This window comes from Pseudomonas sp. DL, from assembly GCF_047199225.1.
In the GTDB taxonomy this organism is placed as follows: domain Bacteria; phylum Pseudomonadota; class Gammaproteobacteria; order Pseudomonadales; family Pseudomonadaceae; genus Pseudomonas; species Pseudomonas aeruginosa.
This window is the reverse complement of sequence record NZ_CP178323.1, coordinates 5,618,925-5,645,335: the sequence shown is the minus strand read 5'-3', so window position 1 is coordinate 5,645,335 and position 26,411 is coordinate 5,618,925. Positions and strand designations below refer to the sequence as shown.

General features: G+C 67.1%; 19 protein-coding genes and 1 pseudogene. 4 read left to right on the top strand and 16 right to left on the bottom strand.

All coding sequences use genetic code 11. The annotated features are described in order from the left end of the window. Window positions 1-40 precede the first annotated feature (40 nt). From urtA to gcbA, 16 genes and pseudogenes are all read right to left on the bottom strand, one after another. Window positions 41-1,306, bottom strand: coding sequence for an urea ABC transporter substrate-binding protein (urtA, locus tag ACI766_RS26400; protein WP_087823871.1), 1,266 nt, complete (start codon window positions 1,304-1,306; stop codon window positions 41-43). 424 nt (window positions 1,307-1,730) lie between these two features. Further along, complete coding sequence (locus ACI766_RS26395; RefSeq protein ID WP_003095417.1) at window positions 1,731-2,324, bottom strand: MarC family protein; 594 nt, start codon at window positions 2,322-2,324, stop codon at window positions 1,731-1,733. Between the two features lie 243 nt (window positions 2,325-2,567). Continuing rightward, window positions 2,568-5,396, bottom strand: a complete 2,829-nt coding sequence (retS, locus tag ACI766_RS26390; protein ID WP_003095412.1) for a hybrid sensor histidine kinase/response regulator RetS — start codon at window positions 5,394-5,396, stop codon at window positions 2,568-2,570. A gap of 103 nt (window positions 5,397-5,499) precedes the next feature. Continuing rightward, window positions 5,500-6,789, bottom strand: a complete 1,290-nt coding sequence (gene purD / locus ACI766_RS26385; protein WP_023089679.1) for a phosphoribosylamine--glycine ligase — start codon at window positions 6,787-6,789, stop codon at window positions 5,500-5,502. Window positions 6,790-6,892: 103 nt separating this feature from the next. Further along, window positions 6,893-8,500, bottom strand: coding sequence for a bifunctional phosphoribosylaminoimidazolecarboxamide formyltransferase/IMP cyclohydrolase (gene purH, locus ACI766_RS26380; protein ID WP_003105151.1), 1,608 nt, complete (start codon window positions 8,498-8,500; stop codon window positions 6,893-6,895). A gap of 79 nt (window positions 8,501-8,579) precedes the next feature. Further along, window positions 8,580-8,903 carry a DNA-binding transcriptional regulator Fis gene (gene fis, locus ACI766_RS26375; protein WP_003121116.1) on the bottom strand — a complete coding sequence of 108 codons (324 nt, stop codon included), beginning with the start codon at window positions 8,901-8,903 and terminating at the stop codon, window positions 8,580-8,582. After that, entirely contained in the window at window positions 8,900-9,898 is a 999-nt protein-coding gene (gene dusB, locus ACI766_RS26370; protein ID WP_003095402.1) for a tRNA dihydrouridine synthase DusB, read from the bottom strand. The genes fis and dusB overlap by 4 nt, the downstream gene beginning before the upstream one ends. Window positions 9,899-10,101: 203 nt before the next feature. Then, window positions 10,102-11,379 carry a DUF3426 domain-containing protein gene (locus ACI766_RS26365; protein ID WP_003161322.1) on the bottom strand — a complete coding sequence of 426 codons (1,278 nt, stop codon included), beginning with the start codon at window positions 11,377-11,379 and terminating at the stop codon, window positions 10,102-10,104. A 95-nt stretch (window positions 11,380-11,474) separates the two neighbouring features. Further along, complete coding sequence (gene prmA, locus ACI766_RS26360) at window positions 11,475-12,359, bottom strand: 50S ribosomal protein L11 methyltransferase (RefSeq protein WP_003107506.1); 885 nt, start codon at window positions 12,357-12,359, stop codon at window positions 11,475-11,477. 80 nt (window positions 12,360-12,439) lie between these two features. Next, entirely contained in the window at window positions 12,440-13,306 is an 867-nt protein-coding gene (locus ACI766_RS26355; protein WP_003112326.1) for an EI24 domain-containing protein, read from the bottom strand. A 110-nt stretch (window positions 13,307-13,416) separates the two neighbouring features. Beyond that, on the bottom strand, window positions 13,417-14,766 hold the full coding sequence (gene accC, locus ACI766_RS26350; protein WP_003095391.1) for an acetyl-CoA carboxylase biotin carboxylase subunit: 1,350 nt from the start codon (window positions 14,764-14,766) through the stop codon (window positions 13,417-13,419). Window positions 14,767-14,783: 17 nt separating this feature from the next. Then, window positions 14,784-15,254 (bottom strand): acetyl-CoA carboxylase biotin carboxyl carrier protein, encoded by a 471-nt coding sequence (gene accB / locus ACI766_RS26345; RefSeq protein WP_003110495.1) that lies wholly within the window; start codon window positions 15,252-15,254, stop codon window positions 14,784-14,786. A 23-nt stretch (window positions 15,255-15,277) separates the two neighbouring features. After that, entirely contained in the window at window positions 15,278-15,721 is a 444-nt protein-coding gene (gene aroQ, locus ACI766_RS26340) for a type II 3-dehydroquinate dehydratase (protein ID WP_003095385.1), read from the bottom strand. 143 nt (window positions 15,722-15,864) lie between these two features. After that, entirely contained in the window at window positions 15,865-17,640 is a 1,776-nt protein-coding gene (locus tag ACI766_RS26335; protein WP_003106232.1) for a protein-disulfide reductase DsbD, read from the bottom strand. Window positions 17,641-17,799: 159 nt separating this feature from the next. Further along, window positions 17,800-18,315, bottom strand: a pseudogene (gene ctpL, locus ACI766_RS26330) (methyl-accepting chemotaxis protein CtpL); the annotation flags it as partial. A 1,535-nt stretch (window positions 18,316-19,850) separates the two neighbouring features. Continuing rightward, window positions 19,851-21,479, bottom strand: coding sequence for a diguanylate cyclase GcbA (gene gcbA, locus ACI766_RS26325; protein ID WP_003106227.1), 1,629 nt, complete (start codon window positions 21,477-21,479; stop codon window positions 19,851-19,853). Window positions 21,480-21,831: 352 nt separating this feature from the next. Between gcbA and ACI766_RS26320 the strand changes: the two genes are divergently transcribed. The 4 genes from ACI766_RS26320 to speA all read left to right on the top strand — a co-directional run bounded on the left by ACI766_RS26320 (window position 21,832) and on the right by speA (window position 26,177). Then, window positions 21,832-22,902, top strand: a complete 1,071-nt coding sequence (locus tag ACI766_RS26320) for a DUF2333 family protein (RefSeq protein WP_003106226.1) — start codon at window positions 21,832-21,834, stop codon at window positions 22,900-22,902. Window positions 22,903-22,905: 3 nt separating this feature from the next. Continuing rightward, on the top strand, window positions 22,906-23,442 hold the full coding sequence (locus ACI766_RS26315) for an NUDIX hydrolase (RefSeq protein ID WP_003095369.1): 537 nt from the start codon (window positions 22,906-22,908) through the stop codon (window positions 23,440-23,442). A gap of 203 nt (window positions 23,443-23,645) precedes the next feature. Then, on the top strand, window positions 23,646-24,017 hold the full coding sequence (locus ACI766_RS26310; protein ID WP_003106225.1) for a translation initiation factor Sui1: 372 nt from the start codon (window positions 23,646-23,648) through the stop codon (window positions 24,015-24,017). A gap of 249 nt (window positions 24,018-24,266) precedes the next feature. Next, window positions 24,267-26,177: an arginine decarboxylase gene (speA, locus tag ACI766_RS26305; protein WP_003095365.1), complete on the top strand. Its 1,911-nt coding sequence runs from the start codon at window positions 24,267-24,269 to the stop codon at window positions 26,175-26,177. The last annotated feature ends 234 nt before the right edge of the window (window positions 26,178-26,411 follow it).

The window sequence follows — 26,411 nt, the reverse complement described above, 5'->3', positions numbered from 1 at the left end:
GAACGCCTGGTCAGGGGGGCAGGGTTCTTCACGGCAGAACTCAGTTGCTCTTCAGCGCATGCTCCGGCTTCTTCTCGTTGCCCGGGATGAACGGGCTCCAGGGTTGCGCGCGAAGCGGCTCGGGGGTCTTCCAGACCACTTCGAACTGGCCGTCGTCCTGGATCTCGCCGATCATCACCGGCTTGTGCAGGTGGTGGTTGCTCTTGTCCATGACCAGCGTGTAGCCGGATGGCGCCTTGAAGCTTTGCCCGGCCATCGCCTCGCGAACCTTGTCGACCTCGGTGCTGCCGGCCTTTTCCACGGCCTGCGCCCACATGTGGATGCCGACGTAGGTGGCTTCCATGGGGTCGTTGGTCACCGCGGTGCCGTAGTTCGGCAGGTTCTTCGCCTTGGCGTAGGCTTTCCAGTCGGCGACGAACTTCTCGTTGACCGGATTGCTCACCGACTCGAAGTAGTTCCATGCCGCGAGGTTGCCGACCAGCGGCTTGGTGTCGATGCCGCGCAGTTCTTCCTCGCCTACGGAGAAGGCCACCACCGGCACCTCGGTGGCTTCCAGGCCCTGGTTGGCCAGTTCCTTGTAGAAGGGCACGTTGGAGTCGCCATTGACGGTGGAGACCACCGCGGTCTTGCCGCCTGCGGCGAACTTCTTGATGTCGGCGACGATGGTCTGGTAGTCGCTGTGGCCGAACGGCGTGTAGACCTCCTGGATGTCCTTGTCGTCCACGCCCTTGCTGTGCAGGAAGGCGCGCAGGATCTTGTTGGTGGTGCGCGGGTAGACATAGTCGGTGCCGAGCAGGAAGAAGCGCCTGGCGCCGCCGCCGTCCTCGCTCATCAGGTACTCCACCGCCGGGATCGCCTGCTGGTTCGGCGCCGCGCCGGTATAGAAGACGTTCGGCGAGAGTTCCTCGCCCTCGTACTGGACCGGGTAGAACAGCAATCCGTTGAGTTCCTCGAACACCGGCAACACCGATTTGCGCGACACCGAGGTCCAGCAACCAAAGACCACCGCGACCTTGTCCTGGGTCAGCAACTGGCGGGCCTTTTCCGCGAACAGCGGCCAGTTCGACGCGGGATCGACCACCACCGCCTCCAGCTTCCTGCCGTTGACCCCGCCCTTGGCGTTGATCTCGTCGATGGTCATCAGGGCCATGTCCTTCAGCGAGGTCTCGGAGATCGCCATGGTCCCGGACAGCGAGTGGAGGATGCCGACCTTGATGGTTTCGGCGGCCTGGATGGACCAGGACAGGCCCATGGAAGCCATGGACGCGGACAGCGTGAAGGCCTTGAGCAGACTGCGACGTTTCATTGGTGTTGTTCTCCATTCACCAGCGGTCGGGGCGGCAGTTTTCAGGAGGCGTCGTGCTTGTCGTCGGGCATCCGTCCGGTGGACGGCGGGGTGCGCACTGCGGCCTGGATCTCTTCGTCGAGGCTCCAGAGCAAAGGCTGTGCCTCTTCTTGGCGCTGGCCGGTATCGGTCGGCGAAAAGGCGCCGCGAGTCGCCGGGGAAGCATGCCGAGCAGGTCTGGCTATGCCGGGGAAGGCTGCGTTTTCAACGGGTTTTCGCCGGATATCGACGGAGAAGGCGCCGTGGGCTCCGGAAGGGGAGGCGTCGCGCTGACCTCCCTCCTTGCCGCCGGCGGCGCGTCCATGGGTACGCCGTCGCTCCGTCCTGGCACCACCGCGGTGCGTCAGGGCGCGGCATCCAGGGCGTCCGCCTCAGGCTGGTGCGCTCAGCCTGGGAACAGCGAACCCTTCAGGCCGGTGACGATGATCTGCGCCGCCAGTGCGCAGACGAACAGGCCCATCAGGCGACTGACGATCTGTAGCCCCTGGTCGCCAAGCAGGCGTTCGATGCGGTCGGAAAGATAGAGCGTGGTGCCGAGGGTCAGGCAGGCGAGGAAGATCGCCACCAGGGAGATCAGCTTGGCCTCCCAGCCCTGGCCGACGCCCATCACCAGCAGCGCGCCGATGGTGCCGGGGCCGACGGTGAGAGGAATGGTCAGCGGGACGATGGTCACGTCCTGCTGCACGTTGTCGCTCTGCACCGCCGCGCGACCCTGGGCCATGCCCAGCGCGGAGATGAACAGCACGCTGCCGGCGCCGATGCGGAAGGCGTCGGCGGTGATACCGAAGAGGATGAAGATGTAGCGGCCGAACAGGTACAGCGCGACGCTGGCGATCAGCGCCGCCAGGGCCACCCGCCAGGCCATGCGCTTGCGGTCGCGCGGGCCGAAGCCGCGGCTGAGGCTGATGAAGCAGGACAGCACGAAGAAGGGGCTATAGAGCACCAGCATCTTCAGGTAGACGCTGAACAGCAAATGCATGGAGGCGCTTCCGGTCCGGGTGTGGGCATGAGCATAGCGTGCGACGGGCCGGTGCGATGTCCGGCGGGTTGGCAATATGCCGGTTCGCGTGGCATGTGACAACGAGGCCGGATGTCGGCGGATAACGCCGTTGGCGTCATGCGCCCTACGGGAGCCGGGACCACCGGGGCGTAGGGCGAATAGCCGCGTGCGGTTATCCGCCGTGGCGGAGGCCGGGTGCAGCGCCGGAGCACGTCGCTGCCCTCAGGAGGGCAGGGCGTCGCCCTGGCGGCGGCGATCGCGTTCGCCGACCCAGTAGGCGATCAGCTCACGCAATTGCGACAGCTCCACCGGCTTGGCCATGTGCCCGTCCATGCCGACCAGCCGCGCGCGTTCCTTGTGTTCGCTGAGGATGTGCGCGGTGAGCGCCACCACCGGGGTATGCGGGCGCTGTTCGTGGGCTTCCCAGGCGCGGAGCTGCTCGGTGGCGGAGAAGCCGTCCAGAACCGGCATCTCGCAGTCCATCAGCACCAGGTCGTACTGGGTCGCCTTCATCGCGCTGAGCGCCTCCTGGCCGTTGCTGGCGGTGTCCGGCTGGAGGTTGAGCTTGTTCAACATGCCGCGGATGACCTTGGTGGAGATGCTGTTGTCCTCGGCGACGAGGATCCGGAAGTCGCTCGGCAGGCTCGGCGCCTGCGCTTCCTTGGCCGGTTGCAGGTAGTTGGTGACGCCGCTGACGCCGCGCTGGGCGAGTTCGTCGGCGAGGGTCGCCTTCAGCGTGTAGCCGGCCACCGGCTTGGCCAGGATGCGCTTGATCCCGGCGTTGCGGGCGATGATCTTGCTCGGCGCGTTGCTGATCCCGGTGAGCATGATCAGCAGGATGTCGTGGTTGAGGTTGGGGTCTTCCTTGATCTTCGCCGCCAGTTGCATGCCGGTCATGCCGGGCATGTCCTGGTCGAGCAGGACCACGTCGAAGTACTCGCGCAGGTGCGCCTTGGTGCGCAACTGGGCCAGCGCCTCCTTGCCGGACGACACCGCGCTGACGTTCAGGCCCCAGCCGCTGCACTGCTGCACCAGCACCTTGCGGCAGGTTTCGTTGTCGTCCACCACCAGCAGCCGGGCGCCCTGCAGCGGGCCGTCGAGGTCGGCGGTGGGGTTCTCCAGCTGCTGCGGGTCGAGCGGCAGGGTCAGCGACAGGGTGGTGCCCTGGCTGCTGCCGGACTGGATGCCGAACTCCCCGCCCATCAGCCGCACCAGTTGGCGGGCGATGATCAGGCCGAGGTGGCTGCCGAGCTTGCTGGCGGAAAGGAAGTCGCCGCTGTGCAGCTCGGCGGTGAGCAGCGCCTCGCGCTCCTTGGCGTCGAACGGGTGGCCGCTGTCCTGCACGGCGATGCGCAGGCGTGGCGTCTCGCCCTGGTCGTCGAGGGCCACCACCAGCAGGATCTCGCCTTCCTCGGTCTGCTTGAACGCGTTGTCCAGCAGGCTCAGGACCACCTGGCGCAGGCGCGTCGGATCGCCGCCGATGACCCGCGGCACCTGCGGCTGGGTGAAGCTGATCAGCTCGATGCGCTGCTGCTCGGCCTTGACCCGGAAGATATCCAGGCAGTCCTCGATCAACGCGTTGAGGTCGAACTGCACTTCGTCCAGCTCGATCTGCCCGGACTCCAGCTTGGAGATGTCGAGGATCTCGTTGATCAGCGTGAGCAGCTCGTTGCCGGCGCTGTGGATGGTCTGCACGTAGTCGCGCTGCTTCGCCGACAACGGGGTGCCGAGGAGCAGTTCGGTCATGCCCAGCACGCCGTTCATGGGCGTGCGGATCTCGTGGCTGATCTTGGCCAGGAACTCGGCCTTGGTCTGCAATTCCGCGGTGTGCGCCGCCTCGCTGGTGCGCTGTTGCAGGTTGAGCTGCTGGATCAGCCGCTGGCGTTCGGTGAGCGAGACGCTCAGGACCAGCCCGGCGAGGGTGGCGAAGCTGAACACGCCGAGCACCAGCCAGCCCGGATCGAGTTGCTTGGTGCCGAACAGTACCGGCAGGAACACCATGAAGCCGGCGTTGAACACGATCATCCCGGCAACGATCAGGCGCGCCGGCTGGTAGCCGCGATACCAGTGCCAGGCCGCGATCAGCGGGACGCTGAGCGAACTGAGGATCACCAGCAGGTAGATCAGCCAACTGAACCAGAGTTGCTGGGTGAAGGCGATGATCGCGCCGACCGCCAGGATCAACAGCGCCTCGCCTTGCAGGAGGCGGTTCAGGCGGCTTTCCGCAGTGCCGCGGAAGAAGCTGCAGGCGAACCACAGCAGGCTCACCGCGGCGCCGAGGGCGCCGAGGTCGGCGGTCAGCGACTGGTTGAACTTGAGTCCCGGCAGCCAGAACGCCACCAGCCCCAGGTTCGCCGCGGCGCAGACCGCCAGCGCCGCGTGCACCGCCGCCAGCCACAGGCTGCTGGCGCTGCGCGAGTAGGCGAAGCGGATCAGGTTGTACATCAGCAGCAGGAGCATGCCGCCGAGCAGCATGCCGAAGGCGTAGGCGGGCTTCTCCAGGCCGACCAGGCCGGCTTCGTCGATCTGGTCGAACCAGGCCATCAGCGGATGGTTGGAGGTCATCCGCACGTACAGGGTCATCGGCTTGCCGTCGACCGGCAGCGAGAACAGGTAGGAGCGCGAGGGCAGCGGGCGCTCCTGGAACGGTCGCGACTCGCCGGTGTGCTGGTCCCGCACCAGTTGGCCGTCCTGCACCAGGTAGTAGTCCAGGTACTGCACCCGCGGGGCGAAGATCCACAGCCAGCTCGGCACCTTCTGCGCGGGAAGCTGGACCTGCAGCCAGACCGCCTGGGGGCTGGCGGGGAAGATGAAGGAGCGCTTGGCCAGCGGGCGGAACTGCTCCTTGCGCTGGAGGACGTCGGCGATCCGCAGTTGCGCGCTCTCGTCGCGCAGCAGGCGCCAGTTCTGGTTGACGCTGGGGGTGGTGGCGGTGGTTTGCAGGGGAACGCTGGAAACGCCGGCGTCGTCCGCGACCGCCGGCGACATCGGACCGAGCAGAAGCAGCAGGAAGCTGACGAGTAGTCCTATGGCGATCCGAAGCCGTACCACGGCGAAGTCCCTTCGAAGGTGAATGGCCGGATTATAGCCAAGTGGCCGTGGCAACGGCATAGGCCGCGGAAGCGCCGTGCGGCGCCCGCGGCTTCGGGCCCGGTCAGGACTCGCCGCGCTCGCGGGCGATGGCACGGTAGCCGATGTCCTTGCGGTAGAAGCAGCCGTTCCAGCGGATCTTCTCGGCCAGGCGATAGGCCTGTTGCTGGGCGGCGGACACGCTCTCGCCGATGGCGGTGGCACAGAGCACGCGGCCGCCGGAGGTGACCACCTGGCCATCCTTCAGCGCGGTGCCGGCGTGGAACACCTTGCCGTCCAGCGCGGCGGCCTCGGCCAGGCCTTCGATGACCTCGCCCTTGGCGTAGTCGCCCGGATAGCCGCCGGCGGCCAGTACCACGCCCACGGTCGGACGCGGGTCCCAGGTCGCCTCGACCTTGTCCAGCGCCTTGGCCAGGGCGGCCTCGACCAGCAGGACCAGGGAGGACTCCAGGCGGACCATGATCGGCTGGGTTTCCGGATCGCCGAAGCGGCAGTTGAATTCGATGACCTTGGGCGCGCCGCTCTTGTCGATCATCAGGCCGGCATAGAGGAAGCCGGTATAGACGTTGCCTTCCTCGGCCATGCCGCGCACGGTCGGGTAGATCACTTCGTCCAGCACCCGCTGGTGGACCTCGGCGGTGACCACCGGGGCCGGCGAGTAGGCGCCCATGCCGCCGGTGTTCGGCCCGCTGTCGCCATCGCCGACGCGCTTGTGGTCCTGGCTGGTGGCCATCGGCAGCACGTTCTGGCCGTCGACCATGACGATGAAGCTGGCCTCCTCGCCATCGAGGAACTCCTCGATCACCACGCGCGAGCCGGCGTCGCCGAAGGCATTGCCGGCGAGCATGTCGCGCACGGCGGCTTCGGCTTCGTCCAGGTTCATGGCGACGATCACGCCCTTGCCCGCGGCCAGGCCATCGGCCTTGATGACGATGGGTGCGCCCTGCTCGCGCAGGTAGGCCAGGGCCGGCTCGACCTCGGTGAAGTTGCGATAGGCGGCGGTGGGGATCCGGTGGCGGGCGAGGAAGTCCTTGGTGAAGGCCTTCGAGCCTTCCAGCTGGGCGGCGCCGGCGGTCGGGCCGAAGATATCCAGGCCGCGCTCACGGAACAGGTCGACCACGCCTGCCACCAGCGGCGCCTCGGGACCGACGATGGTCAACTGGACGTTCTTCGCGGCGAAGTCGGCCAGTTGCTCCAGGGCCAGCAGGTCGATGGCGACGTTCTCGCACTTGGCTTCGGTGGCGGTGCCGGCGTTGCCCGGGGCGACGAAGACCTTCGCCACGCGCGGGTCCTGGGCGACTTTCCAGGCCAGGGCATGTTCACGACCGCCGCTGCCGATGATGAGTACGTTCATGGGGTTCTCCTGGCGCAACGGCGGGTAACGCGCCGCGTTATCCGCCCTGCGTGAAATTCGTGGGTAGGGCGGCTGACCGCATCGCGCTCAGCCGCCGTGATACTCAATGGCGGAAATGGCGCATGCCAGTGAACACCATCGCGATATCCGCCTCGTCGGCCGCCGCGATCACTTCGTTGTCGCGCATCGAGCCGCCCGGCTGGATCACCGCGGTGATGCCGGCCTTGGCCGCGTTGTCGATGCCGTCGCGGAACGGGAAGAAGGCGTCGGAAGCCATCACCGCGCCTTTCACTTCCAGGCCAGCGTGCTCGGCCTTGATCGCGGCGATCCGTGCGGAGTTGACCCGGCTCATCTGGCCGGCGCCGACGCCGACGGTCTGGCGGTTCCTGGCGTAGACGATGGCGTTGGACTTGACGAACTTGGCCACCTTCCAGGCGAAGATCAGGTCGTGGATCTCCTGCTCGGTGGGCGCGCGGCGAGTGACGATCTTCAGGTCCTCGGCCTTGATCATGCCGATGTCGCGGCTCTGTACCAGCAGGCCGCCGTTGACCCGCTTGAAGTCCCAGCCCGGGGCGCGCTCGGCTGGCCATTCGCCGCATTCGAGCAGGCGTACGTTGGCCTTGGCGGCGACCACCTCGCGGGCGGCGGCGGAAATCTTCGGCGCGATGATCACCTCGACGAACTGGCGCTCGACGATGGCCTTGGCGGTTTCGCCGTCCAGCTCGCGGTTGAAGGCGATGATGCCGCCGAACGCCGATTCGCTATCGGTGGCGTAGGCCAGGTCGTAGGCCTTGCGGATGCCGCCTTCGTCTTCCGGCACCACGGCGACGCCGCAGGGGTTGGCATGCTTGACGATCACGCAGGCCGGCTTGAGGAAGCTCTTCACGCATTCCAGGGCGGCGTCGGTGTCGGCGACGTTGTTGAACGACAGTTCCTTGCCCTGCAACTGGATGGCGGTGGAGACGCTGGCCTCGCCTTTCTTCGCCTCGACGTAGAACGCCGCGCTCTGGTGCGGGTTCTCGCCGTAGCGCATTTCCTGGGCCTTGACGAACTGACTGTTGAAGGTGCGCGGGAAGGCGCCGCGGTCGGCGGTGCCTAGGGTATCGCGGGTCTGGTCGATGGTACCCAGGTAGTTGGCGATCATGCCGTCGTAGGCGGAGGTGTGCTCGAACGCCTTGAGGGCCAGGTCGAAACGCTGGGCGTAGGTCAGGCCGCCGGCCTTGAGGGATTCGATCACGGCGGCGTAGTCGCCGGCATTGACCACGATGGCGACATCCTTGTGGTTCTTCGCCGCCGAACGGACCATGGTCGGCCCGCCGATATCGATGTTCTCGATGGCGGTAGGCAGGTCGCAGTCGGGCCTGGCCACCGTGGCCTCGAAGGGATACAGGTTGACCGCCACCAGGTCGATCGGCTTGATGCCGTGCTGCTCCATGACCGCGCCGTCCAGGTCGCGGCGACCGAGGATACCGCCATGCACCTTCGGGTGCAGGGTCTTCACCCGACCGTCCATCATTTCCGGGAAGCCGGTGTAGTCGGCCACTTCCACGGCAGAGATGCCGTTGTCCCGGAGCAGCTTGTAGGTGCCGCCGGTGGAAAGGATTTCCACGCCGAGGGCGACCAGCTCACGGGCGAAGTCGACGACGCCGGTCTTGTCGGAAACGCTGATCAGCGCGCGGCGGATGGGCAGGCGGGTGGTTTGGTCGGTCATTGCAAGGGTCCTGAGGGCTGGCTTCCGGCCGCGGGTGCCGGCCGGGACGCGCGCCCTTGGCCGGAGCCCGCCGCCGCTCTTAAAGAAGATCGTATTGCTTGAGTTTCTTGCGCAGGGTCCCGCGGTTCAGGCCGAGTAGCTCGGAGGCCTTGGTCTGGTTCCCCTTGACGTGGTTCATGACGGTTTCCAGCAGCGGCGCTTCGACTTCGCAGAGCACCATGTTGTAAACGTCCGTGACCGGCTGCCCTTCGAGGTGGGCGAAGTAGTTGTGCAATGCCTTCTCCACGCTGTCGCGCAGGGTCTGCCCTTCTTGCGTCGGCGTGGTGAGGTGCTGTTTCAGGTTGGCGTTGTCGCTCACGGGCGTTGTTCCACTCACTAAAGTCTCGGTCGTCATCGTTGTCATGCGGCCACCCCTGTTCCGTTGTTCTGGCGCTCGGCGAAGAACTGCCTGACGCTGGCGCACTGCGCATCCGTGTCCTGCAAACGATTGAACTGGGCGCGGAATTCCCTTGCGCCCGGCAGAGTCGCGAGATACCACCCCACATGCTTGCGGGCGATCCGCACACCCATTTCTTCCCCATAAAAAAGGTGCAGCTCCGCGAGGTGTTCGAGCAGGATGCTCTGCACTTCGGGAAGCGGCGCCGCCGGCAGGTGCTCGCCGGTCCGCAGGTAATGGTCGATCTCGCGGAAAATCCACGGTCTTCCCTGGGCGGCCCGACCGATCAGCAGGGCATCCACCCCGGTCTGCTCGATGACTTTCCTGGCCTTTTCCGGCGAATCGATGTCGCCATTGGCGAACACCGGTATCGACACGGCCTGCTTGATCGCCGCGATGGTCTCGTACTCCGCCTCCCCGGTGTACAGGTCGGCGCGGGTCCGGCCATGCACCGCAAGAGCCTGGATCCCCGCCTGTTCGGCGAGCTTCGCGACGGTGACGCCGTTACGGTTGTCCCGGTCCCAGCCAGTCCGGATCTTCAGGGTGACCGGTACGTCGACCGCCCTGACCACGGCATCGAGGATCTCGGCGACCAGCGCCTCGTCCCGCAGCAGGGCGGACCCCGCTGCCTTGTTGCATACCTTCTTCGCCGGGCAGCCCATGTTGATGTCGATGATCTGCGCACCGAGTTCCACATTGCGCTGCGCGGCCTCGGCCAGCATGGCCGGATCGCCACCGGCGATCTGCACCGAGCGCGGCTCGTCCTCGCCATCGTGGATCAGGCGCAGGCGCGACTTGCGGCTGTTCCACAGGCGGACGTCGCTGGTCACCATCTCCGATACCACCATCCCGGCGCCAAGGCGACGGCAAAGCTGACGGAACGGACGATCGGTCACCCCGGCCATCGGCGCGAGGATCAGTCTGTTGGGCAGTGTATATGGGCCGATGCGTACCACCGACATGGGGCTTCCCTGTCTTGCGGTGCTGCGAAAAAAGGGAGGGCATGATACCCGCTCTGGATGACCGGATAAAGGCTGTTTTGGATAAATTCTGAACAGCCGATTCCTTAGTTCTTACAGTTGGAAGACGAGCGGCACTTGCGCCTGGCGCTCCGCGCGAGCGGGTGGGCGTAGCGGCCCGGCGGCGACCGGCGAGGTCTTTCCGGTCACTCCGGGGAATGGAAGCTCAGGCTGTAGTTCACCGCCTTCGGACCCGGGTCGAGGATGTCCAGCGACACGTGGATCGGTACCTGCGGTGGCATTTCCGTTCGTCCGGCCAGCTCGCCGCCGAGGTACTCGCCGGGCTTGAAGCGGCGATTGGCGATGAGGTGGCCGTTGAGGTCGGCGAAGCGCAGTTCCAGCAGCGGGAACGGCTGCGAGAAGCTGGCGCGGTTGTAGATGATCGCGTCGACCACCAGCGCGCCGCTGAATTCGGGATGGCTGCGGACCACCAGGTTGCTGCTCCTGATCTGCTCCACGTCGACCTTGGAGGGAAGGGTGCAGCCGATTTCCGGGCAGAGCTGGGCGAACCAGGGGCGATAGGCGTCCTGGCGCGCCAGTTCGTCGAAATGGTAGGCGATGTACTGAGCGGCGAGACCGCCCAGCGCCAGCAGGATCAGCAGCAGCCAGCCGAGACGCCGCGGCCATTGGCGCCGGGGCTTCTCCCAGGCCAGTTGCAGCGGCTCGTCGCGCAACTGGTCGAGACTCTCGACCGGCGCCTCGTCCGGTTTGCGGGCGCTGCCCAGGGGCGCGACGGACTGTTCCTCGGCGCTTTCCTCGTCGTCTTCATCCAGGGCGCTCAGGCCGTGGCGGCGCTTGCCGAGGCTGGGCTCGTCGTCATCGTCGTCATCGAGGCTGAGGCGAAGTTCCGGCGGATCCTCGGCGCGGCGCAGCGGCACGAAGGATACCCGCTCTTCCGCCAGCGGTTCGCCGAGGCTCGGTTCCTGGCGCGGATTGCCGCGCGCCGGCTGGGCCGGTTCGGCATCGGCGATCAGCGCCTCGGCCCAGCGTTCGTCATGTGGATCGCGTTCGTCGTCGCGGCGCGCCAGCAGGCTTTCCGCCGGTCGCGGGGCCTTCTCGATGCTGGAGAATTCCTGGTTCAGCTCGAATTCGTCGAGCTTGGCCAGTTCCTCGTCGAGGTTGAGGCTGTCCAGGTCGAGGTCGTCATGGATCCACAGGGTTTCGTCGCGCGGGCGCGCTGCCGGGGGCGCGGCCGAGGTGGCGGCCGCGACGCTGGGCGCGGGTGGCGGAGCGGCGGCCGGCTTCGCTTCGGCTGCCGAAGGAGCGTTCGCGCGCGGCGCGCCACCGACCTGGTGTTGCAGGGCGTTGAAGACTTTCAGGCAGGTGCCGCAGCGGACCGCGCCATTGGCGGCGCCCAGTTGCGCGTCGTTGACGCGGAAACTGGTGCTGCAATGGGGACATTGGGTGATGACGCTTTCGCTCATGCGGCGATCCGTAGGGAAAATCCGGCGGCTAGTCTACCCCAAGCTTCTTGCACGAAGGCAGTGGGGCGGGATCAGTGGTGGCTGGCAGCGCGCCATCAATCGGCGCGGCGGCGGCCGCTGATGCGGATCCAGCCTTCGCGCTCGGCGGTCGGGTCGAGATCGAAGTGTGCGGAGTAGGCCGCGCGGACCTCCGCGGCCTGCTCGGCGAGGATGCCGGACAACGCCAGCAGGCCGCCGGGACGTACCAGGCCGGTCAGTTGCGGGGCGAGGGAAACCAGCGGGCCGGCGAGGATATTGGCGACCAGCACGTCGGCCTGTCGCTGCGGCAGGTCCGCCGGCAGGTAGACAGGGAACCGCGCGGGCTCGATACCGTTGCGCGAGGCATTGTCGCGCGAGGCTTCCAGGGCCTGTGGATCGATGTCGGTGCCGACCGCCCGTTCGGCGCCGAGCAGCAGCGCGGCGATGGCGAGGATTCCCGAGCCGCAGCCGAAGTCGAGCACCTGCCGGCCGGCCAGTTCCTGGCCGTCGAGCCATTCCAGGCACAGCGCGGTGGTCGGGTGGGTGCCGGTGCCGAAGGCCAGGCCCGGATCGAGCAGCAGGTTGACCGCGTCCGGCTCGGGGGCGGCGTGCCAGCTCGGCACGATCCACAGGCGGCGGCCGAAACGCATCGGCTGGAAGTTGTCCATCCAGCTGCGTTCCCAATCCTGGTCGGCGATTTCCTCGACATGGTGCTCGGGCAGGTCGCCGCCGGTAAGCAAGGCGAGGTGGGCGAGCAGGGCGGTCTCATCGGTGTCCGCTTCGAACAGCGCCAGCAGGTGGGTGCGCGACCACAGCGGGGTGGTGCCGAGGTCCGGCTCGAAGATCGGCTGGTCTTCGGCGTCCATGAAGGTCACGGAGACGGCGCCGACTTCGAGCAGGGCGTCTTCGTAGGTTTCGGCCTGTTCCGGGGTGATGGCCAGGCGAACTTGTAACCAGGGCATGGGGCGACCTCTGTTGCGGCTGTAAACGAAACGGGCCGCCCAGGGACGACCCGTTTTCCACCGCGCAAGCTTACTTGAGGCTAGCCGGCGCTGCCACTCTCTGCCGTGGCCTCGCCGCGCAGTTGCGCCAGGCCGCGATTGGCCAGGTGGCAGGTACCGCCGCCGAGCACCGCCGGCAGCAGCAGGTTGAGCAGCGGCACCAGCGCCAGGAGCAGTATCAGCAGGCCGAACAGCAACAGGCTGCCGCGGCGAGCACGAAGCACGGCGAGCTGCTCGCCGGCATCGGCCAGCCCGGCCAGCGTGGCGGGCAGCAGGAAGCGGATGTTCAGGTAGGCCAGCGCCAGCAGCAGGAGTACACCGTTGTAGAGCGGAACCAGCAGGCCGACCAGGATCGATCCGGAAACGCCCAGCCAGGGTGCCAGGCGGAAGCCGGCGGCACGCCACAGCGAGATCCTTTCGCCGGAGGCAGGTGCCAGTCGCGGGTAGCGTTGGCGGACCTGTTCCTTCAGTTGTCCGAGCAGGCCGATGCGCAGGCCCAGGCGGATGCCGAAGACGATGCTGGCGGCGTACAGGGCGACGAAGAACAGCGCGGCATAGCCGACGAAATAGAACGCCAGTTGCGCCAGTCCCGCCAGGCCGTTGAAGGCCGCCAGCGGATCGAAGTACGGGCCACCGCTGCCGGCCTCGATCAGCGAGCCGCTGGGGATCAGGGCGAAGTTGGCCACGCTGAATGCCGTGTACAGCGCGGCCCAGCCGCAGAGGCGGATGATCGGTTCGAAGAAATGCACGAACAGCCAGGTGCACAGCACGCTGACGAGAATGCACAGGCTCGCGGAGCGGAAGAGTGCGGCGGGTTGCAGGCTTTCCCTGAAACCCAGGGCGAAGCAGGTCGCGGCCTCGGTCGCGGCGGCCAGCGATTGGCGGTACCAGCGGCGGATGCGTTCCATGCAGGAGTCCGGTGGTGGAGGGGCGACGAGGATAGCACCGTTGGGGCGGCCGGCAGGCGGAAACGACAAGGGCCGCCCGGAGGCAGCCCTTGTGCGCAGCGACTGACGGATCAGTGCTTGTCCATACCCAGTTTCTTCTCCAGGTAATGGATGTTCACCCCGCCCTTGCAGAAGGCGGCGTCGCGCACCAGGTCCTTGTGCAGTTCGGTATTGGTCTTGATACCGTCGACGATCAACTCGTCCAGGGCATTGCGCATCCGCGCCAGCGCCTCGTCGCGGTCGGCACCGTAGGTGATGACCTTGCCGACCAGCGAGTCGTAGTTCGGCGGCACGCTGTAGCCGCTGTAGAGGTGCGAGTCGACGCGCACGCCGTTGCCGCCGGGGGCGTGGAAGTGCTTGACCTTGCCCGGGCTGGGCATGAAGGTCTTCGGGTCTTCGGCGTTGATCCGGCACTCCAGCGCATGGCCGCGGATGACCACGTCCTCCTGGCGGATCGAGAGCTTCTCGCCGGAGGCGATGCGCAGCATCTCCTTGACGATGTCGACACCGGTGACCATCTCAGATACCGGGTGCTCCACCTGCACGCGAGTGTTCATCTCGATGAAGTAGAAGCGGCCGTTCTCGTAGAGGAACTCGAAGGTGCCGGCGCCGCGGTAGCCAATCTCGATGCAGGCCTGGACGCAGCGGGCGAAGACTTCCTGACGGGCCTTCTCGTCGATGCCGGGGGCCGGCGCCTCTTCGATCACCTTCTGGTGGCGGCGCTGCAGGGAGCAGTCGCGGTCGCCGAGGTGGATGGCGTTGCCCTGGCCGTCGGAAAGCACCTGGACTTCCACGTGGCGCGGGTTGGTCAGGAACTTCTCCAGGTAGACCATCGGGTTGCCGAACGCCGCGCCGGCCTCGGTGCGGGTCAGCTTGGCCGACTTGATCAGCTCGGATTCGTCGTAGACCACGCGCATGCCGCGCCCGCCGCCGCCGCCGGCGGCCTTGATGATCACCGGGTAGCCGACCTCGCGGGCGATCGCCAGGGCGGTTTCTTCATCTTCCGGCAGCGGGCCGTCGGAGCCCGGCACGGTGGGGACGCCGGCGCGCTTCATGGCGTCCTTGGCCGAGACCTTGTCGCCCATCAGGCGGATCACCTCGGCGGTCGGGCCGACGAAGGTGAAGCCGGAGCGTTCGATCTGCTCGGCGAAGTCGGCGTTCTCGGCGAGGAAGCCGTAGCCGGGGTGGATCGCGGTGGCGCCGGTGACCTCGGCCGCGGCGATGATCGCCGGGATCTGCAGGTACGACTGGGTGGCCGGGGCCGGACCGATGCACACCGATTCGTCGGCGAGCGACAGGTGCATCAACTCGCGGTCGGCGGTGGAGTGTACCGCCACCGTCTTGATCCCCAGCTCCTTGCATGCGCGAAGGATGCGCAAGGCGATTTCGCCGCGGTTGGCGATCAGCACTTTTTCCAACATCGCAGGTTCCCCGCGGCTTAGACGATGGTGAACAGCGGCTGGTCGAACTCAACCGGCTGGCCGTTCTCCACCAGGATCGACTCGATGGTGCCGCTAACTTCGGCTTCGATGTGGTTCATCATCTTCATGGCTTCGACGATGCACAGGATGTCGCCTTTCTTCACGCTCTGGCCGACTTCGACGAAGTTGGCCGAGGTCGGCGAGGCGGCGCGGTAGAAGGTGCCGACCATCGGCGAGCGAACCACGTTGCCGTTCAGCTTCGGCGCGGCCGGGGCGCTTTCCGCGGCAGCGGCGGCCGGAGCGGCGGCTGCCGGCGCCGGCGCGGCGACCGGAGCGGCGAAGGCCGGAGCCTGTGCGTACACCGGCTGGGCGGCGGTCTTGCTGTGGCGGCTGATGCGTACCGACTCTTCGCCTTCGCGGATTTCCAGTTCGTCGATACCGGACTCTTCCAGCAGCTCGATCAGTTTCTTGACTTTACGAATGTCCATTAGCGCTAGCACTCCCAGTGAGGTCAGGGGCGTTGAAGTTGTTCAAGGGCGGATTCCAGGGCCAGGCGGTAGCCTGTGGCGCCGAGACCGCAGATCACCCCTACCGCCACGTCGGAGAAGTAGGAGTGATGCCGGAAAGGTTCACGTTTGTGCACGTTCGACAGGTGCACTTCGATGAATGGGATGCTCACCGCAAGCAGCGCGTCACGTAACGCGACGCTGGTATGGGTGAATGCCGCCGGATTGATGATGATGAAGTCCACGCCTTCGTCGCGCGCGGCATGGATCCGGTCGATCAGTTCGTATTCGGCGTTGCTTTGCAGATGCAGCAGGTGGTGGCCGGCTTCGCGGGCGCGGCGCTCGAGGTCCTGGTTGATCTGCCCGAGGGTGGTCGAACCGTAGGTGCCGGGCTCGCGGGTGCCCAGCAGGTTCAGATTCGGCCCGTGCAATACGAGGAGGGTCGCCATTGTCTTGTTGATTGTCCTGTACAGGCTGCAAACGGCAAGCGGGCACTATGCCGGAATTTCCGTATGACTGTCCAGTCACTGTTAGATTGCAGTAGATCGCCGCATGTTGACCGGCAATTGCGGCAGAAGTATGTCAGCGCATGTCACTGCCGGGTAGCGGCCCGGCGCAGTCGTTCGGCGAGCCCGGCGGCGTCGATCTCTCCGATGACGCGCAAGTCGCTCCATTCGTCACCGCCCGGGGCGAAGAACAGGATCGCCGGCGGACCGAACAGGTTGTAGCGGTCCAGCAGGCCGCGCTGGGCCGGGTTGCTTTCGGTGATGTCGAAGCGCAGCAGGCGGTAGGCCGGCAGTCGTGCCTGCACCGTGGGATCGGTGAGAACCTGGCGCTCGATGACCTTGCAACTGATGCACCAGTCCGCATACCAGTCCAGCAGCACCGGCTTGCCGGCCTGACGTGCCTCGGCCAGGGCGGCGTCCAACTGCGCCGGGGTGGTCAGGTTCTGCCATTCGCCGGGCGTGCTCGGCGGCCCGGCATGGATCGACGGCACCGAGCGGCCCAGCGGATGGATCGGGTCCGACTCGCCCTGCAGGGCGCCGATCCAGGCGGCCACCGCGTAGGTCAGGAACATCAGGCCAAGCAGTTGCAGCAGGCGGCGTGCGGCGCTCTTCGGGGTGAATTCGAGGGCGCCCAGGGCCAGGCCGGCGCCGCCGGCGAGCATGCCCCAGAGCATCAGCGCCACCGGGCCGGACACCACCCGCTCCAGCAGCCACACGGCGACCGCCAGCAACAGCACGCCGAAGGCGTTGCGCACGCCGTTCATCCAGGCTCCACTCTTGGGCAGCAGGGCGCCGCCGCCGGCGCCGAACACCACCAGCGGCGTACCCATGCCCAGGCCGAGGGCGAACAGTTGCAGGCCGCCCCCCCAGGCATCGCCGCTGGCGCTGATATAGAGCAGCGAGGCGGCCAGCGGGGCGGAGACGCAGGGCGAGACCAGCAGGCTGGAAAGCACGCCGAGGGTGGCCGCGCCGAGGATCGAGCCGCCGCGCGCATCGCCGGCCAGGCGGTCGAGCGGTTCGCGGATGAAGCCGGGCAGGCGCAGCTCGAAGAAGCCGAACATGGCCACGGCGAACAGCGCGAAGAACGCCGCGAATGGCACCAGTACCCAGGGCGACTGCAATTGCGCCTGGAGATTGAGGCTGGCGCCGAACATGCCCATCAGCGCGCCGAGCAGGGCGAAGCAGAGCGCCATCGGCAGCACGTAGGCGAGCGACAGGACGAAGCCGCGACCACCGCCCGGCCGGCCGCGCAGGACCACTCCGGAGAGGATCGGCAGCATCGGCAGCACGCAGGGGGTGAAGGTCAGGGTCAGGCCGGCGAGGAAGAAGAACAGCAGGCTGCGCTTGCCCTTGTGCTCGAGCGGGCCCTTGCCGGCCGCGTCGCTCGCGGCTGGCGTCGCGGCACCGCCGTCGATGTCGAAGCGCCTGGTTTCCGGGGGGTAGCAGAGGCCCTTGTCGGCGCAGCCCTGGTACGTCACCACGAGGGTATAGGGCTGCCGGGCCGGGTTGTTCAGGGGAATCTTCAGGTCGACGATGTTGTAGTAGACCTCGGTATCGCCGAAGTACTCATCGTGGTGCTGCTTGCCCGCCGGCAGCTGCACCTGGCCGAGGCTGACCTGGGCTGGCTCGACCTTGAACTGGAAGCGGTGGCGGTAGAGGTAGTAGCCCTCGGCGTTGACGAAGCGCAGCAGCACGTGCTGCGCGTCGCTGCGCTCGACGCTGGGCTTGAACGCCTGGTCGACCTTGAGGAAGCCGCCGCCATCGAGGCCGCCGCCGAGGGAGGCGCCGGGACGGCTGTCGAACAGGCCCGCGCCGGCGGGCAGGGCGACCAGCAGGAGGATCAGGGTCAGCAGGCGGCGCATGGATATCTCGTCGGATCAAAAGCCGGAATGATAGCGGAAAGCCGGGCCCGATCGAGCCCCGTGCGGCTGATCAGGTCCTGCCCCGGTTCCGCTGAGCGGTATCCGACCGGTCCGAAGCCAGACGGTTCCTCTGGCGCCTTGCGGCACGTCGCCGCAGGGTCACAGGCGGAAGGCCTGCACCGTGGTGCGCAGGTCGCCGCCCAGTTGCCGCAGTTGCTCGCCCTGTTCGCGGCTATGGCCGATCAGCCGCAGGTTTTCCCCGCCCAGGGCGTGGATGCGTTCGCTGTGCGAGCGAATCTCGCCGACCGCCTGGCTCTGCTGGGTCGAGCCTTCGGCGATGCGTTCGGCCATCACGCCGATGGTATGGATCGCGGCGACCACTTCGTCCAGCGCGCCTTCCGCCGCGCCGGCCTGTTCGGCGGTGCGTTCGGCATGCTCGACCTGGCTGCGCATGGCCTCCACCGATTGCCGCGCGGCCTGTTGCAGGCGGCCGATGAGCTGCTGGATCTCCTCGGTGGCGCCGGCGGTGCGCTGGGCCAGCGAGCGGACTTCCTCGGCGACCACGGCGAAGCCGCGGCCTTGGTCGCCGGCGCGGGCGGCCTCGATGGCGGCATTGAGGGCGAGCAGGTTGGTCTGTTCGGCGATCGAGCGGATCACCGTCAGCACGCTGCCGATGGTCGCCGACTCCTCGGCCAGGCGCTCGATCGACTGGGCGTTGCCTTGCACCTCGTCGACCAGCTCGCGCAGGCCGCCCAGGCTCTCGCCGATCACCCGCTGGCCATGCTCCACTGCCTGGCCTGCGCTGCGACTGGCGTCGGCGGTCTGGCTGGCGTCTCCGGCGACCTGCTGGATCGCCGCTTCCATGTCGCCGAGGGCGTCGCGGATCTGCCCGGTATCGCCGGCCTGGCGCTCGACCCCGGCGTGCAGGCCGCTGCTGACCTCGGCCAGGGTCTGGCTGCTGCCGGCGACCTGTTCGGCGCGGCGGTGGATCGCGCCGACCAGCTCGGCGAGGAAGCTGCGCAGGCGGTTCAGCGAATCTTCCAGGTTGCGCAGGTCCTCGGTGCGGGTACGCAGGGATATGGGGCGCGAGAAGTCGCCGTCGGCCCAGGCCGAGAGCGCCGGCACCAGTTGCCCGAGGACCCGCGCCAGGCGTCTTTGCAGGCTGTCGATGGCGAGGGCGATGAGCAGGATCAGGGCGATCATCCCACCCTGGATCAGGCGTACCTGGCCTTGCAGGCGCTGGCGTTCGCCGCGCACCTGCGGTTCCAGGGTGGCCAGGGCCTGGCGCACCGCGTCCAGTCTGGCGCCGGTGTCGGCGGACAGTTGCTGGCGACGCTCGATCAGGTCGCGGGTGCGGCGTAACTCGTCCGGATAGCGTTGCAGCAGGCTGGCGAGTTCGCGCCGCAGCGCCACGCCGCGGTCTTCGGCATTGCCGGCGCCAGCCTCGGCGTCGCCGGCCAGCCCCATCATGGCGGCGAAGTCGTCGCTGGCCGAGCGTTGCTCGTCGAGCACGCCGAGCAGCGGCAAGGCCTCGATCCGCCCGGCCTGCTCGCGCAGGTTGGCCAATTCGCGCTCGACGTCGCCGGCCAGGGCCGGGTTGGCGCTTTCCACCAGCTTGGCGCGGGCCAGGCTGAGGCGGGTCAGGTGCAGGCTGGCGAGCAGCAGCGGGGTGCGGTAGGCGCCGGCCTGGGGCTGCCCCGCCGCGGCGTCCAGGTAGGCGGACCATTGTTCCAGGTTGCCGGTGAGGTCGCGCTCGGCCTGTAGCAGCAGGCCCTGCGGGTCGCCGGCGAGCTTGCCGGCGGCGAGCAGGTCGCCGGCGCTGAATTCGCGCAACTCCGCGAGGCTTGGCGCGAGGGTCCGGGCGAGGTCCGGCGGTAGCTCCGGCAAGGCCTCGGCGAGGCTTTCCAGGGCTTGCAGCGCGGCCTGCTGGCGCACGGCGTCGCCGCTGCCGAGGTACTGGCGGATGTTGCGCGCGACCTGTTCGTCGAAGCGCTGCGACAGCTCCAGGTACTGGTCGAGCAACTGGAAGGGCCGCTCCATGGCGCGTTGCGACCACCACAGGGTGATTCCCAGGGCGAGGCAGACGGTGAGCAGGAGCAGGGTGTTGAGGTTGGTGAGTTGCTTGAGGCGCATGGCGAGTCTCGTCCGACTACGGAACGGCGAGATCGCAGGTTATTTCCGTTCGGTTACCGGCTGATGACAAAAGGCCATTATCGAGCGTCGGGACGATATACTTCGATCCGGTTGCGCCCGCCGTGCTTGGCCCGGTACAGCGCTTCGTCGGCCTGCTTGGCCATGCTCTTGATATCGAGGTCCGGGGTCAGCTCGGCGATGCCGCAACTGAAGGTGCAGCGCAGGTCGGTCGGTTGCGCCGGGTAGTGGATCTCGGCGAAGCGCTGGCGAATCTCGTCGAGCACCAGGCGCGCGGCGTCCAGGTCGGTGTCCGGAAGGACCACGGCGAACTCTTCGCCGCCATAGCGGCCGATGTGGTCGGTCTTGCGCAGGCGTTGCTTGAGGAACAGCGCCAGGCCCTTGATCACCCGGTCGCCCATGGGGTGGCCGAAACGGTCGTTGACCTGCTTGAAGTGGTCGATGTCGAGCATCGCGAAGCTCAGCGGACGGCCATCGCGACGTGCGCGCAGACGGGCGTCCTCGAGCAGTTGCAGGGTATGGGTGTGGTTGTACAGGCCGGTCAGGCTGTCGCGCACCATCCGCGCCTTCAGGCTGCGCGCGCGGCTGGCGCGGGTGCGCACGGTGGCGATCAGGTGGCGCGGGCGGATCGGCTTGGTGAGGAAGTCGTCGCCGCCTTCGCTCATGGCGTCCAGCTGCTTGTCCAGGTCGTCCTCGGCGGACAGGTAGATGATCGGCACGCTGACGTGGCGCTCGTGCTGGCGGATCACCTTGGCCAATTCGGTGCCCAGGCATTCGGGCATGTACATGTCGAGGATGATCAGGTCGGGCTGGAAGTCGCTCAGCTCGGCCATCACCGACAGTGGCTCGGTGAGTGCGCGGGTGATGATCCCGGCGCTGTTGAGGACCATCTCGGTGTGCAGCGCCTGGGCCCGGGAGTCGTCGACGATCAGTACCCGGTAGGGCTCGTAGAAGCTCAGGCGGCTGAGGGTCTCGATCTTTTCCAGCACGCTGGAGGCGTCCAGGGTGCCGGTGAAGAATTCCTGGCCGCCGGCGCGGGCCGCGGCCAGGCGGGTCGGTGTGTCGGTCTCGCTGTCGCTGAAGAACAGCACCGGCAGCTTGTGTTCGAGGCCGGCCTGGGCCTCGCTGGCCAGTCGCAGGCCCATGTCGGGGCCGGCGAAGTCGACTTCCATGACGATCGCCGCCGGGTAGCGTTCGCGCATGCTGGCGCGGAAGGCGTCGGCGGTCTCGCAGCTCAGCGCCTGCAGACCGAAGAACTCCAGTTGCTGGGCCAGGCGCTCGGCGCGTTCGCGGTCCTTCAGTGCCAGGTAGACCGGTTTGCGCAACGGCGGCAGGACGGTGTGCTCGAGCTGGTCGCCATGCCGCAGGCCGGTGCGCGACAGGCGCTGCATCAACTGGTTGAGTTCGCTGATCGACTCGCTGGAAAGCCGGCCGCGGTTGGCCTCGACGACGTCCAGGGTACGGTCGATGGCACCGGCCAACTGGGCATGCTCGGCTTGCTCGAAGCGTTCGGCGTAGCGCTGCAGGCGCAGGGTGGCGTCGGCCAGTTCTTCCATGCCGTCGCTGTTCCACTCCGCGCGGGTCAGGCGTTGCCAGACCTCCAGAACCTGGCGCGCCTGGTTGATCACTCGCTGGGCGAAGTGGTGCTTCAGGCGGTCCAGGGTCGGGTCATCGTGCTCGGTCATCATGACGCGCTTCTTTCGTGGTCTTCGCGGCAGAGCGTCGCCGCGAATGATGGCTCTATGCTATCATCTATCGCCATGAAAGCCAGCGGCCGTTGGGCGGCTGACGAGAGGAGCCTTTTCTTTTCCAAATGTCATCCCCACCTGTTGGTGGGTGCCTTTGTGCGACGGACTACGGCATGCTTATGCCTGTTTCGGAAAATTCTCACTGAGCATTCCGGCACAAAACCGGCTTCCACTACGCTGAAAGCCGACGATGCCGAGGTTTTCGGCGTCCTGGAAGGGTTGGCGCTTGGCACGGAACGCGTTCGCCATGGTCCAATCCCCCATCTATCGAGCTGTTTTAAGGACCCTTGCCATGCTGGACTGGAAGAAGCGTCGTGGGACCATGCGCGATCGCGTGGACAATTCCGTGGATGATGTGCGTACCTACTTCGGCGGCCCCTGGCTGGTGCGCGTGGTGGGAGGCCTGCTGGGCATCTACCTGCTGGTGGCGATGCTGGTTGGCTGGTACTGGAGCCAGGAACCCGACCTGTTCCCCGTGCAGCAGGACGCCCAGGCCGCCGCCGAGCGCGCCGGGCGGCAGATGGTCACCGGCTACACCACGGTGGAGACCCTCAAGGAAGTAGTCGATACCCTGCTGACCAAGCCGGGCGGCTACATCTCCAACGACATCTTCCCGCCGGGCATCTGGATGGACAACATGCCCAGCTGGGAGTATGGCGTGCTGGTCCAGGTGCGCGACATCAGCCGGGCGCTGCGCAAGGATTTCGCCCGTTCGCAGTCGCAGTCCACCGAGGACGCCGACCTGGCTCGCGCCGAGCCGCGTTTCAACTTCGACAACAAGAGCTGGGCGCTGCCGGCGTCCGAGTCGGAGTACCAGGAAGGCATCAAGTCGCTGGATCGCTACCTGGCCCGTCTGTCCGACCCGAACCAGCCCAACGCGCAGTTCTATGCCCGCGCCGACAACCTGAACAACTGGCTGGGCGACGTCGCCACCCGCCTGGGCTCGCTGTCCCAGCGCCTGTCGGCGAGCGTCGGCCGGGTCAAGCTGAACACCAACATCAAGAACCCCGAAGAGGTACAGCCGGGCGAGGCGCCCAAGGTCGAGGAAGTGGTCCAGGAAACCCCCTGGCTGCAGATCGACAACGTCTTCTACGAGGCCCGGGGCCAGGCCTGGGCGCTGTCGCACCTGCTGCGCGCCATCGAGGTCGACTTCGCCGACGTGCTGGCGAAGAAGAACGCCACGGTCAGCGTGCGGCAGATCATCCGCGAACTGGAGGCCGCGCAGGAGCCGTTGTGGAGCCCGATGGTGCTGAACGGCAGCGGCTACGGCATCCTGGCCAACCACTCGCTGGTGATGGCCAACTACATTTCCCGCGCCAACGCCGCGGTGATCGACCTGCGCCAGCTGCTTTCCCAGGGCTGACCCATGGCCGCGCCGATCAGCGCCGAAGAGGTGGCCCACCGGGCCGCCTCCGACGCCGAACTCATCGCCTGGGTCGACGAGCAGGACCGCCCGCTCGGTAGCCTGCCGCGCGCGGAGCTGCGCGAGCGCGGGCTGATCGGTCGCGGCACCTTCATCCTGCTGTTCAACTCCGCCGGCGAGCTGTGCGTGCAGCGCCGGACCCTGAGCAAGGCGGTCTATCCCGGGTACTGGGACCTCGCCGCCGGCGGCATGGTCCAGGCCGGCGAGCCCTACGCCGACTCCGCCGCCCGCGAACTGGAGGAAGAGCTGGGAATCCGCGACGCGGTCCTGCGCGAACATGGTCGCTTCTTCTTCGACGAACCGGGCAACCGGCTCTGGTGCGCGGTGTTTTCCGCCGTCTCCGATGCGCCCTTGCGCCTGCAGGCGGAGGAAATCTCCGAGGCCCGCTTCATCCGTCCCGAACTGGCGCTGGAGGAGGCTCGCAGCTTGCCATACTGCCCCGATTCCCTGCAGGCGTTGCGCCTGTACCTGGACGCCTGAGCCGCGGATGTCGCCATTTCACCGATCAATGGCGCATTTTCGCTCTTAGCATTTGCTCGCAATGCTGCTAAATTGCGCGACCTTTTCGGGCGGTCCCCATGCCGCCCCTGCGCAGCCCCTGCCTGAGTGGGGCGTCGCGGTCGGCTCCCGCCGGCCATCGTTGTTGACCTGGCCCGTCGAGGCCATTCTGGGGGAAACGCCCGGTGGTCAAAAAAGCTTCGTCCCTGTCCGCCCTCGGCGGGCTGGTGTATTCCACGGATGGCGGCCGGCATTGCCCGGACTGCCAGCAACCCAAAGACGCCTGCATCTGCGGGCAGGCCGTAGCGCCTGTCGGCGACGGGATCGCGCGCGTGCGCCGCGAGACCAAGGGCCGCGGCGGCAAGACGGTGACCACCATCAGTGGCCTGCCGCTCGCCGGCGATGCGCTCAAGGAGCTGGCCAGCGCGCTGAAGCGGCGCTGCGGCACCGGCGGCAGTCTCAAGGACGGCGTGGTGGAGATCCAGGGCGAGCATGTCGAACTGCTGATCGACGAACTCCTCAAGCGCGGTTTCAAGGCGAAGAAGTCCGGCGGCTGACCGCGTTCTCCCCTGCAGAGAGCGGGCAGGTCCGGCACCGCGAGGCCGCGCCAGCCCTTTCCCTAGATGGGAGACTGCGGATACCCGCATGAGCGGATTTCCTCGGCTTTCCTAAACTACCGCCCAGTGTGGCGGTCAACACGGCAACGTCACATCCTCCGGCTAGCCTCCACCACAGGCGTGCCGGCCCAGGGCCATCCGGAGATCCCGGCGCCCGCCCGACCCCGAACATTGAGGAGATCACCGCGCATGGCCGCTCGACGGACTCGCAAAGACGATGGCAGCAACTGGACCGTGGCCGACAGCCGCGGCGTATACGGCATCCGCCACTGGGGTGCGGGTTATTTCGCCATCAACGATGGCGGCAATGTCGAAGTGCGTCCGCAGGGTGCCGACTCGACGCCCATCGATCTCTACGAGCTGGTCGGCCAGCTGCGCGAGGCGGGCCTGAGCCTGCCGCTGCTGGTGCGCTTCCCGGATATCCTGCAGGACCGCGTGCGCAAGCTCACCGGCGCCTTCGACGCGAACATCGAGCGCCTCGAATACCAGAGCCGCTATACCGCGCTGTATCCGATCAAGGTCAACCAGCAGGAAGCGGTGGTGGAGAACATCATCGCCACCGAGAACGTCTCCATCGGCCTGGAGGCAGGCTCCAAGCCGGAACTCATGGCGGTGCTGGCGCTGGCCCCGAAGGGCGGCACCATCGTCTGCAACGGCTACAAGGACCGCGAGTTCATCAAGCTGGCGCTGATGGGGCAGAAGCTCGGGCACAACGTGTTCATCGTGATCGAGAAGGAATCCGAGGTGCAGCTGGTGATCGAGGAGGCCGCCAACGTCGGCGTGCAGCCCCAGGTCGGCCTGCGCGTGCGGCTGTCCTCGCTGGCTTCGTCGAAGTGGGCAGACACCGGTGGCGAGAAGGCCAAGTTCGGCCTTTCCGCCGCCCAGCTGCTGTCGGTGGTCGAGCGCTTCCGCCAGGCCGGTCTCGACCAGGGCGTGCGCCTGCTGCATTTCCACATGGGCTCGCAGATCGCCAACCTGGCCGACTACCAGCACGGCTTCAAGGAAGCCATCCGCTACTACGGCGAGCTGCGCGCGCTCGGCCTGCCGGTGGATCACATCGACGTTGGCGGCGGCCTCGGCGTCGACTACGACGGCACCCATTCGCGCAACGCCAGCTCGATCAACTACGACATCGATGACTATGCCGGCGTGGTGGTCGGCATGCTCAAGGAGTTCTGCGACGCCCAGGGCCTGCCGCATCCGCACATCTTCTCGGAGAGCGGCCGGGCGCTGACCGCGCACCATGCGGTGCTGATCACCCAGGTCACCGACGTCGAGCGGCACAACGACGACGTGCCGAAGATCGTCGATCTCGACGAGCAGCCGGAGATCGTCCGCTGGCTGGCCGAACTGCTCGGCCCGACCGATGCCGAGATGGTCACCGAGACCTACTGGCGCGCCACCCACTACATCGGCGACGCCGCCGCGCAGTATGCCGACGGCAAGATCAGCCTGGCGCAGAAAGCCCTCGCCGAGCAGTGCTACTTCGCTATCTGCCGGCGCCTGCACAACCAGCTCAAGGCCCGCCAGCGCTCCCACCGGCAGGTCCTCGACGAACTCAACGACAAGCTCGCCGACAAGTACATCTGCAACTTCTCGGTGTTCCAGAGCCTGCCGGATACCTGGGCCATCGGCCAGGTGCTGCCGATCCTGCCGCTGCACCGCCTGGGCGAGGAGCCGGATCGGCGCGCGGTACTGCAGGACCTGACCTGCGACTCCGACGGCAAGATCACCCAGTACGTCGACGAGCAGAGCATCGAGACCAGCCTGCCGGTGCACGAGGTGAAGGAGGGCGAGGACTACCTGATCGGGGTATTCCTGGTCGGCGCCTACCAGGAGATCCTCGGCGACATGCACAACCTGTTCGGCGACACCGACTCGGTGAACGTCTACCAGCGCGCAGACGGCGGCATCTATCACGCCGGCATCGAGACCCACGACACCATCGAGGACATGCTGCGCTACGTGCACCTGTCGCCGGAGGAACTGATGACCCTCTACCGCGACAAGGTCGCCGGGGCCAAGCTCACCGCCCGCGAGCGCAACCAGTACCTGGATGCGCTGCGCCTGGGGCTGACCCGCTCGGCGTACCTGTCCTGACTGGCTAGCCCGTCGGCGACGGGAAGCGAACCAGGCAATGGCCGGCGGGCGCGAGGCGCCCGCCGGCCGTTTCGTTTCCGTTGTCTGGGAGTTCCGCGCAACCCTTCATTTCTACTTCCCTGCCGGCGGTGGACGTCGGCGTGGTTGCCTGCTGTGTCCGGCGGATAACGCTTCGCAGCATTCGTCCTACCCGTGGGGGGGAAGGGCCGGACGTTTCCAGCGGCTCCTGGATGC

What these genes read in the sequence shown, in the direction of transcription:
- urtA (WP_087823871.1), bottom strand. Translation starts at nt 1,306, where the DNA reads ATGAAACGTCGCAGTCTGCTCAAGGCCTTCACGCTGTCCGCGTCCATG.
- ACI766_RS26395 (WP_003095417.1), bottom strand. Translation starts at nt 2,324, where the DNA reads ATGCATTTGCTGTTCAGCGTCTACCTGAAGATGCTGGTGCTCTATAGC.
- purD (WP_023089679.1), bottom strand. Translation starts at nt 6,789, where the DNA reads ATGAACGTACTCATCATCGGCAGCGGCGGTCGTGAACATGCCCTGGCC.
- purH (WP_003105151.1), bottom strand. Translation starts at nt 8,500, where the DNA reads ATGACCGACCAAACCACCCGCCTGCCCATCCGCCGCGCGCTGATCAGC.
- fis (WP_003121116.1), bottom strand. Translation starts at nt 8,903, where the DNA reads ATGACAACGATGACGACCGAGACTTTAGTGAGTGGAACAACGCCCGTG.
- dusB (WP_003095402.1), bottom strand. Translation starts at nt 9,898, where the DNA reads ATGTCGGTGGTACGCATCGGCCCATATACACTGCCCAACAGACTGATC.
- ACI766_RS26365 (WP_003161322.1), bottom strand. Translation starts at nt 11,379, where the DNA reads ATGAGCGAAAGCGTCATCACCCAATGTCCCCATTGCAGCACCAGTTTC.
- prmA (WP_003107506.1), bottom strand. Translation starts at nt 12,359, where the DNA reads ATGCCCTGGTTACAAGTTCGCCTGGCCATCACCCCGGAACAGGCCGAA.
- ACI766_RS26355 (WP_003112326.1), bottom strand. Translation starts at nt 13,306, where the DNA reads ATGGAACGCATCCGCCGCTGGTACCGCCAATCGCTGGCCGCCGCGACC.
- accC (WP_003095391.1), bottom strand. Translation starts at nt 14,766, where the DNA reads ATGTTGGAAAAAGTGCTGATCGCCAACCGCGGCGAAATCGCCTTGCGC.
- accB (WP_003110495.1), bottom strand. Translation starts at nt 15,254, where the DNA reads ATGGACATTCGTAAAGTCAAGAAACTGATCGAGCTGCTGGAAGAGTCC.
- aroQ (WP_003095385.1), bottom strand. Translation starts at nt 15,721, where the DNA reads ATGGCGACCCTCCTCGTATTGCACGGGCCGAATCTGAACCTGCTGGGC.
- ACI766_RS26335 (WP_003106232.1), bottom strand. Translation starts at nt 17,640, where the DNA reads ATGCGCCGCCTGCTGACCCTGATCCTCCTGCTGGTCGCCCTGCCCGCC.
- gcbA (WP_003106227.1), bottom strand. Translation starts at nt 21,479, where the DNA reads ATGATGACCGAGCACGATGACCCGACCCTGGACCGCCTGAAGCACCAC.
- ACI766_RS26320 (WP_003106226.1), top strand. Translation starts at nt 21,832, where the DNA reads ATGCTGGACTGGAAGAAGCGTCGTGGGACCATGCGCGATCGCGTGGAC.
- ACI766_RS26315 (WP_003095369.1), top strand. Translation starts at nt 22,906, where the DNA reads ATGGCCGCGCCGATCAGCGCCGAAGAGGTGGCCCACCGGGCCGCCTCC.
- speA (WP_003095365.1), top strand. Translation starts at nt 24,267, where the DNA reads ATGGCCGCTCGACGGACTCGCAAAGACGATGGCAGCAACTGGACCGTG.